Annotated in this window: 7 protein-coding genes; 3 read left to right on the plus strand and 4 right to left on the minus strand. The window is 72.9% G+C overall.

The window, feature by feature from the left end; all coding sequences use genetic code 11:
- The 3 genes from VED21_RS17375 to VED21_RS17385 all read left to right on the plus strand — a co-directional run.
- Nucleotides 1–706, plus strand: a 706-nt coding sequence (locus tag VED21_RS17375; RefSeq protein WP_324884254.1) for a CheB methylesterase domain-containing protein, incomplete at its 5' end; no start/stop codon positions are given.
- A gap of 17 nt (nucleotides 707–723) precedes the next feature.
- Nucleotides 724–1,146, plus strand: coding sequence for a response regulator (locus tag VED21_RS17380; protein ID WP_324884256.1), 423 nt, complete (start codon nucleotides 724–726; stop codon nucleotides 1,144–1,146).
- Between the two features lie 7 nt (nucleotides 1,147–1,153).
- Complete coding sequence (locus VED21_RS17385; protein WP_324884258.1) at nucleotides 1,154–4,078, plus strand: chemotaxis protein CheA; 2,925 nt, start codon at nucleotides 1,154–1,156, stop codon at nucleotides 4,076–4,078.
- A gap of 6 nt (nucleotides 4,079–4,084) precedes the next feature.
- On the opposite strand, the gene VED21_RS17390 is transcribed toward VED21_RS17385, so the two are convergent.
- The 4 genes from VED21_RS17390 to VED21_RS17405 all read right to left on the minus strand — a co-directional run.
- The gene (locus VED21_RS17390; RefSeq protein ID WP_324884260.1) at nucleotides 4,085–4,306 is read right to left on the minus strand and encodes a hypothetical protein; all 222 of its coding nucleotides are present in this window, start codon (nucleotides 4,304–4,306) and stop codon (nucleotides 4,085–4,087) included.
- 70 nt (nucleotides 4,307–4,376) lie between these two features.
- Nucleotides 4,377–6,314 carry a PAS domain-containing sensor histidine kinase gene (locus VED21_RS17395; RefSeq protein ID WP_324884262.1) on the minus strand — a complete coding sequence of 646 codons (1,938 nt, stop codon included), beginning with the start codon at nucleotides 6,312–6,314 and terminating at the stop codon, nucleotides 4,377–4,379.
- Between the two features lie 124 nt (nucleotides 6,315–6,438).
- On the minus strand, nucleotides 6,439–7,647 hold the full coding sequence (locus VED21_RS17400) for a nucleotide disphospho-sugar-binding domain-containing protein (protein WP_324884264.1): 1,209 nt from the start codon (nucleotides 7,645–7,647) through the stop codon (nucleotides 6,439–6,441).
- A gap of 103 nt (nucleotides 7,648–7,750) precedes the next feature.
- Nucleotides 7,751–8,427: AMP-binding enzyme (locus VED21_RS17405; RefSeq protein ID WP_414638232.1), on the minus strand; the 677-nt coding region annotated here is incomplete at its 5' end.

Consider the following 8,427-nt stretch of genomic DNA (forward strand, 5'->3'; position numbering starts at 1 on the left):
GTTCGTCACCTTCGACATGGCCTCCATCGAGCGGCAGCTGACCGACAAGGTGCGCCACTGGGGCCGGTGGCGCATGGCCGCGCTGAAGGAGATCGCACCCCCGGCGCCGGTCCCTGCGCCGAAGGTGGACCGGACGCCGGGGCGCCGGCCCGACCTCGTCGTCGTGGGCGTCTCCACCGGCGGGCCGGTGACGCTGGTGGAACTGCTGGGTCTGCTCGGCCCCCTGCCCTGCCCGCTGGTGGTGGCGCAGCACATGCCGCCCACCTTCACCCGCGGCTTCGCCGCGTCGCTGAGCCGCACGCTGAAGCGCCCGGTCGAGGAAGGGACCGCCGGCATGACGGTGGAGCCCGGCACCGTCACCATCCTCAAGGGCGGCGGCGACCTTGTGATCCAGCGCGCCGGCCGTTTCACGCTGCGCGCCGCCCCGCCGGGGCCGGAGGTCTACCATCCCTCCGCCGACCTTCTGTTCCGCTCGGCGGCATCCGAGGCGCGCGCACCGGTGGCGGTGATCCTCACCGGCATGGGGGACGACGGCACCGCCGGTGCGCGGGCATTCGCCGAACGCGGCCACCCGGTTCTGGTGCAGGACCCGGCGTCCTGCGCCGTGGACGGCATGCCCACGGCGGCCATCCGCGCCGGCGTGGCGAGCGAGGTTCTATCCATCGCGGCCATGGGTCGCAAGCTCAACGCGTGGTTTACCCTGTGACACGGGAAGTCTGACCGATGGCGAAGCCAAGGATTCTGCTGATCGACGATTCGGTGCTGATGCGCACGATCATCGGCGACATCGTCCGCTCCGACGACGAGCTGGAGCTGGCCGGCGCCGCCGAGAACGGCCGCGCGGGGCTGGAGATGGTGAAGAGCCTGAAGCCCGACATCGTGCTGCTCGACATCGAGATGCCGGAGATGTCGGGGCTGGAGGTGATGGAGCACATGTCGCTGATCAGCCGCGCCAAGGTGATCATCATCTCCTCGGTGGCGCAGATCGGCTCGCCGGAGGCGAACGAGGCGCGCGCGCTGGGGGCGGTGGAGATCATCGCCAAGCCGTCCGGCACCATGAGCCTCGACCTCGCGCACAAGAAGGGACACGACATCATCGTGGCGATCCGCCGGGCATCCGGCCTGCCCCTGCCCGCGCGCCCCTGACGAGGTCATGAGCGAACTCATCGAGACGCTCTGGCAGCAGTTCGCGCTTGAGGCGGGGGAGCATTTCGACGCCGCCGACCGCCTGCTGTCCGACACCTCCGGCGACACGCCGGAGCGCGAGCGCATCGCCGCCCTGTTCCGCTCCGTCCACTCGCTGAAGGGGGCGGCGCGCGCCATGGACATGTTCGGCATGGAGGCGCTGGCGCACCGGGCGGAGACGGTGCTGGGCCGCGTGCGCTCCGGGGCACTTCCCTTCGGCGAGACGGTGACCGAGCCGCTGCTGGAGGCGCTGGACGCGCTGCGCGCGCAGTGCGAGATCGCCGTGCGCGAGCGGCGGGACAGCCCGCCGCCCGCCGCCATCCTCGCCCGGCTGGAGGCGCTGGGCAGCCCCGGCGCGGGCAGCACCGCCGCCCCGGCGGCCGAGCCGGCGCGGCCCGCCAAGCTGCACGACAACGACCGGCTGCTGGGCATCTTCGTCGAACATCTGCGCGACGGCATGGCGACGCTGACCCGCGCGCTCGACCTCGACACGCTGGACGCGGACGGCGTGCGCGCCGTGGACGACACGGCCGAACGGCTGGAGATCGCCTGCGAGCGACTGTCCCTGCTGCCGCTGGCCGACACCTTCCGGGATTTGCGCTCGCATCTGGCGGCGCGCGACGCCGACGCCATCCTGGCCGACCTGCAGGCGGTGGCCCTGGCCAGTGCCCGCATCGGGCGCCTGTCGGGGCGCGACGCCGGCACCGCCATCCTGGCCACGCTGCTGGCCGACCACAACGCCCAGGCGCTGGCGCGCGGCACGGCGCGGGCGCTGCACTTGATGGAAAGCCCGGAGACGGCGGGCGATGAACTGGCCGACGTGCTGGACCGCGTCGGCTCCACGCTGGACATCGTCAAGCTGCCGCGTGCCTCGGCGCTGGTGCGGCGGGTGGCCGACGTGCTGCGCCGCCTGGCACCGGCCGCCCGGGCGCGCTGGCCGGCCGTTCTGGCCGACGCGCGCCACGCCATCGACTTCATCGCACTCCACGCCTGCACCGACCCGCCGACCGACATCGACGCCGACACGGCGGTCACGCTGGAAGCCCTGCTGCGCGCCTTCGTCGAGACGGCCGAGGCGGAGGAGCAGGCGGCGCGCCCGTTCGACGGCGAGCAATTGACGGCGCTCGGCCTCGACGCGCAGCTCCTGCGCTTCCTGTCGCCGGAAAGCGCCGCCCAGTTGCGCGCCGCCGTGAACGACCCGGCCACGGCCCTCTACGAGGTGACGGCCTTCCTGGAGAGCGACCCCGCCGTGGCGTCGGGCTTCGCACAGTGGCTTGGCACCGGCGTGCAGGCCATCACCAACTGGCCGGAGTTCATCGACGGCAAGACCTGGCTCAAGGTCCTGGTCGCCTCGCCGGAGGGGCCGGAGGCGCTGCGGGCATCCCTGTCCGCCGTCGATCCCGGCGGCGCCCTGCTGCACCTGCGCCGCTGCGCGCCCGGCGAAGCCGCCGTTGACGTTCCGCCCCCCGAACCACCCGCCCTTGCCCCACCGCCGCCGCCGACGACGCCAACGCTGCCGACGACGCCGCCTCCCGCCCCTCCCGCCGCCGAATGGCCGCCGGCCGAGGTGCCGCAACCCACCCCCGCGCCACATCCGGCCGCGGGCGGCGTGCTGCGCGTGCCGGGTGAAGCCATCGACGGCTTCATGGCGCGCATCGACGGCATGGTCCTGCTCAGCGGCGGCCTCAACGCCGTCGCCAACGACCAGCGCCTGGAGGAGGCGCTCGGCGCGCTCGCATCCCGGCTCGGCGTCGGCGATCCCGACCTGCGCGCCGTGCGCGACGCGCTGGAGAGTCACCGGCGCGAGCTGCTGAACCTCGACGACCGGTTCAGCCGCGCCATTGACCGGCTGCGCGAGAGCGCGCTCGACCTGCGGGTGGTGCCGATCGAGCGGCTGCTCGACCAGTTCCCCCGCGTGGTGCGCGAACTGGCGCGCACCCAGGGGAAGAAGATCCGCCTCACCATCGACGGCGGCGGCGTGCGCATCGACAAGAGCATGGTCGAGACGCTGTACGACCCGCTGCTGCACATGGTGCGCAACGCCGTCGACCACGGCGTCGAGACGCCGGAGGCGCGCGCGGCGGTCGGCAAGCCGGCGCAGGCGAACCTCACCGTGCGCGCCGTCCAGCGCTCGTCCCGCGTGCTGCTGGAGATCGCCGACGACGGCCGCGGCATCGATACGGAGACCGTGCGCGCCAAGGCGGTGCGCCAGGGGCTGGTGGCCGCGGAGGACAGCCGCGGGCTGTCACCCGGCGACGTGCACGCCTTCATCTTCGCCCCCGGCTTCTCCACCGCCGAGACGGTCACCGAGACCTCCGGGCGCGGTGTCGGCATGGACGTGGTGCGCGACGCCGTCCTGCGCCTGGGCGGCGGCATCGCCATCGACACGCGCCCCGGCCAGGGCACCCGCTTCACCATCGACCTGCCGCTGTCGGCGGCCATCGTGCGCTCGCTGCTGGTGCAGGTGGACGATCAGGTTCTCGCCATCCCCGACCGCTTCGTGGAGGAGGTGTGCGGCGTCGCCACGCCGGACTTCCACCGGGTGTCCGGCTGCTGGAGCGTCGTCCGGCGCAACCGCGTGCTGCCCGTCGTGCACCTCGCCGATGCGCTGGGCTACGGCGGCGCCCGACCGGCACCGGATGCGGCGCCGGAACGGCAGGTCGTCGTCCTCAAGCTCGACGATCGGCACATCGGCGTGGAGATCGACCGCCTGCTGAAGCGCGGCGACCTGTTCGTGCGCGAGAGCCACCCCGGCTTGGCCGAGGTGCCGGGCGTGGGCGGCGTGTCGCTGCTGAACGACGGGCGGATCGTGGTGATCCTCGACGGGCAGGAGCTGTTCCGCCTCGCCTGCGCCGCCCAGGTGCGCACCGCCGCGGCCGAGGGCGTGCCATAGGGCTGCCTACCAGCTCCGGTGATGGCGTCCGTAATGGCCGTATCCGCCGCCGTGGCGATGCCCGCCGCCCCAATGCCGGTGATGACCGTGGCCATGCCCGTACCCGTAGGCGCGGGGCTGCTCGTAATAGCCGTAGTAGGTGGGCCCCGGATGGTAGACGTGGGCGTAGCAGCCGGACAGGAGCGCCCCGGCGAGCGCGAGAAGCGCGATGTTCCAAGCGGTCTTCATGGGTGGCCTTCACCAGCCTGTTGCCGCGGGGCGATGCCCCGTCACAGCAACGAACACCGGCCCGCACACTCTATTCCAAGGGGGCGGAGCGCGGCAGGCGCAACACGAAGGTGGTGCCCTCGCCGGGCCGGCTCTCCACCGTCAGCTGGCCGCCCAGCGTCCGGGTCGTCAGGTTGTAGGCGATGTGCAGGCCCAGGCCCACGCTGCCCAGGTGGCGGGCGGTGGTGTGGAAGGGGTCAAAGACCTTCGCCTGCTCCTCCGCCGGGATGCCCCGGCCGTCGTCGGCGTGGCGCAGCACGATCCAGTCGTCGTCCGCCGCCTCCACCGTGATGGCGACGTGCCCGCGCTGGCCGTGCTGAAAGGCGTGCTGGAGCGCGTTGCGCACCAAGTGGGTGAGCACGCGCGCGAAGGCGCCGGGATAGCTCTCCACTTGCAGCGCGTCCGGGCAGGCCACGTCGACGCGGTGGCCGGAGGGGCCGATCTGCGTGTGCAGGCTGAGCAGCACGTCCTCGATGTAGTCCTTCAGGTAGAAGACGCGCCGCTCGTCGCCGGTCTGGTCGGCGGCGACCTGCTTGAAGGTCTGCACAAGCGCCGCCACCCGCTCCGTGTTGGTGACCAGCAGCTGGCAGGCCTCCGTCGCCACGTCCAGGTAGGCGGCCAGGGTGGATTTGGTCACCGTGCCGTCGCGGAACTGGCGCTTCAGGTCGTCCGTGCGCCCGGCGAGGTGCGAGGCGGTGGTCAGCACCACGCCGGCCGGCCCGTTGATCTCGTGCGCCACGCCGGCCACCAGCTGGCCCAGGGAGGCCATCTTCTCCGCCTGCACCAGGCTGTCCTGCGCGGCGCGCAGTTCCTCCAGCGCCATCTCCGCGGCCTCCTTCGCGGCCGTGAGGGCGGCGGCGGCGCGGGCGCGCTCGGTGATATCCAGCATCACGCCGAACACGTGCGTCAGCCGCCCGTCCGCGTCGAAGCGCGGCGCGCAAGAACTGGACACCGTGCGCACGTCGCCGGCCGGGTCGATCACCCGGTATTCGAAATAGGCGCGGCGGGAGTTGCCGATGACGCCTTCCAGCATGTTGCCGAAGCTCAGCCGGTCGTCCGGGTGCAGCAGCGCCATCAGCCCGTCGAAGGTCGGCGTGAAGCTCTGCGGGTCCTGGCCGTGGATGTCGAACGCCTCGCGATTCCACTCCAGCTCGCCGGTGCGGATCGCGTATTCCCAGAAGCCCAGGCGGCCGGTGCGGTGCGCCTCCTCCAGCCGCTCCTTGGCGGCGCGAAGCGCTGCGGCGGCCTCCGCCCGTTCGGTGGTGTCGAGCATGACGCCGAAGACCTGCGCCAGCCGCCCCTGCTCGTCATAGCGCGGCGCGCAGGAGCTGGACACCGCCCGCACCCGTCCGTCCGCGGCGACGACGCGGTATTCCACGTATACGCGCGACGGGTTGCCGATGACGCTCTCCAGCATGTTGCCGAAGCGCATGCGGTCGTCCGGGTGCAGGATGCCCAGCAGCCCGTCGAAGGTGGGCTCGATGTCGGCCGGGTCGTGGCCGTAGATGGCGCACGCCTCGTCGTTCAGCACCAGCCGGCCGGTGTGGATGCCGTATTCCCAGTAGCCGAGGCGCGCGGTGCGGTACGCCTCCTCCAGAGTCACGGTGGCCTCGGCCAGGCCACGCTCGGCCCGCTTGCGCTCCGTGACATCGACGACCACGCCGATGGTGCCGGACCGGCCGGTCGCGGCGTCGGTGAAGGGGTTGAGATGGACCAGCGCGTCCAGCGCCGTGCCGTCGCGCCGCCGCAGCCGCGCCTCGCGCACGGCCGGGCCAGCGTCCTTCGGAAGCGCATCCGTCGGCAGCGCGTCCGGCTCGCCGAAGGCCGCCGCGAACGCGCGGTTGCAGCCCAGCCAGCCGCCGTCGGCGTCGCGCACGAACACCGGCACGGGCATGGCGTCCATCAGCGTGCCGCCCAGGGACGACAGGCCGGCCGGCACGCCGCCAGACAGTCCCTCACCGTTCGCCACCGGCATCCTCGATGCAGCCATCCCCGCCGGGGTGCTGCGCCGCACCCTCGTTGCGCACCACTATGCCCGAACCGCCGGATCTGACAAGCGAAACGGGCGCATCGCCGGCCTGCGCAACCCCAGATCAGTTCCCCAGCAGATCCCGGCAGCCAGCGACCACCGCCGCCAGGGAGTCCACCACCGGCCGGGCGCCGACCGCGCGGGCGGCCGCACCGGCCGCGTCCCACAGCGCACGCTCGCCCAGCAGGCGGCGCAACGCGCCCTCGACCGCGCCCGGCGTGCCGGGGGCGGAGAGCACGGACAGCGCCGCCTCGAAGCCCTCCAACCCGCGCGCGGTGATGGCGTGCTCCAGGTTCGCCGGCAGCACCAGCTGCGGCACCCCCGCCTGCAGACCGGCGTAGGCGGTGGCGAGCCCGGCGTGGTGGATCAGCGCCCGCGCCTTCGGCAGCAGCGTGCCGAGGTCGAGCGGCTTGCGGTGAACCGCCATGTTCGGGGGCGCGTGCTTCGCCACCACCTCGGGCGCCATGCCGCTGACGTAGGCGTGGCAGAGCAAATTGCAGTCCGCCACGGCGGCGAAGGCGTCGCGCAGGTGCGGGTGGTTGGCCGGCAGGTACAGCGCGATGGGCTGGTCGCCGCGCGCTTCCACCGGCGGTCCGGCGGCGATGCGCGGCACGTTGAAGGGGGTGAAGGTCGGCTCCTGCCGGTGCGCGCCGTAGGGATCGAACTCCGGGATCGTGCAGACGAAGGTGCGCGGACCGGAGAACAGGTCGGCGAAGTGGCGCAGCGGCGCCTGCCCATACCGTCGGCGCAGGCGGTTGGCGAGGTCCAGCAGCTGGCGCTCGTGCGCCGCGCTCTCCTTGGGCACCGCACGGGCCCATGGACGCAACGGCGGCAGTGGCCGACCGGGCGGCGGCACCGTGTAGCCGTTGCCCAGCACGACGCGCGGTAGGTCCGCCCCGGCGACCAGCGCCAAGGTCGGCGCGAAGTCCGCGATGACAAGGTCGGGCTTCACCTCGGCCAACACCGCCCTCCAGCGCTCGGCCGCCGCCGCGAGAGCGTCTTCCTTGTAATAGCCGAACAGCCAGATGACGTCGGCGAAGCTGTGCGTCGGCACCCGGCGCGCGGTCGCGGCGTCGGCGACGTGCCACGACCAGCCCTCCAGCACGGTGGTGCCGGGAAGGCTGCGCTCCACGATCGGCGCGGTGGCGGCGCGGCGCGGAACCGCCACCGTGATCGCGTGGCCGGCCTCCGCCAGCCGTCGCCCGACCGCAATCAGGCGGTTGAGGTGGCCCAGCCCGGCACCGAACTCCCAGGCCAGAAGAACCCGCGCCATACCGAACTCCCGATCACACCCAATGCCTTCAGAACCCGCCCTTCCCTCCCGCAAAGGGAGAAGGGATACCGGACCTTTAGCCGCCCGGTGGCGCCCCGGTCAATCACCGTCCTCCGCAATCCAGGGTCGACAGGTCGCCTTCCGGCAGGCCGAGTTCGCGGGCCTTGAGCAGCCGGCGCATGATCTTGCCGCTGCGGGTGTGGGGCAACGCCTCGGCGAACACCACCTCGCGCGGCGCCAGCGCCGGACCCAGGCGGCGGCGGGCGTAGGCGATCAGCTCGGCGGCCAGCGCCGGGTCGCCCGCATGGCCGGGTTTCAGCGCCACGAAGGCCTTCACCACCTCCCCCGCCACCGGATCGGGCCGGCCGATGACGCCGGCCTCGGCCACCGCCGGGTGTTCGAGCAGCACGCTTTCCACCTCGAACGGGCCGATCAGGTGGCCGGAGGACTTGATGATGTCGTCGGCCCGGCCCACGAACCAGAAGCGCCCCTGCGCGTCGCGCCGCGCCAGATCGCCGCTCAGGTACCAGCCGCCGGCAAAGGCACGCGCCGTGCGCGCGGCATCGCCCAGATAGCCCTGGAACAGCGACGGCCAGGGCGGACGCAGGGCCAGTTCGCCCACCGCGCCCGGTTCCTCCACCACCTCCACGCCATCCGGCGTGCGGCGCAGGATGGCCGCCTCGATCCCCGGAATCGGGTGGCCCAGCGCGCCGGGCACGGCGTCCGGCCCGGTGTTGGCCAGCATGATCGCCCCCGTCTCCGTCTGCCACCATGTGTCGC

It is taken from the genome of Azospirillum sp., from assembly GCF_035627195.1.
Lineage (GTDB): Bacteria > Pseudomonadota > Alphaproteobacteria > Azospirillales > Azospirillaceae > Azospirillum.

Excerpts from the sequence above, each read along its gene's own strand:
- VED21_RS17400 (WP_324884264.1), bottom strand. The coding sequence starts at position 7,647 with ATGGCGCGGGTTCTTCTGGCCTGGGAGTTCGGTGCCGGGCTGGGCCAC.
- VED21_RS17380 (WP_324884256.1), top strand. The coding sequence starts at position 724 with ATGGCGAAGCCAAGGATTCTGCTGATCGACGATTCGGTGCTGATGCGC.
- VED21_RS17390 (WP_324884260.1), bottom strand. The coding sequence starts at position 4,306 with ATGAAGACCGCTTGGAACATCGCGCTTCTCGCGCTCGCCGGGGCGCTC.
- VED21_RS17385 (WP_324884258.1), top strand. The coding sequence starts at position 1,154 with ATGAGCGAACTCATCGAGACGCTCTGGCAGCAGTTCGCGCTTGAGGCG.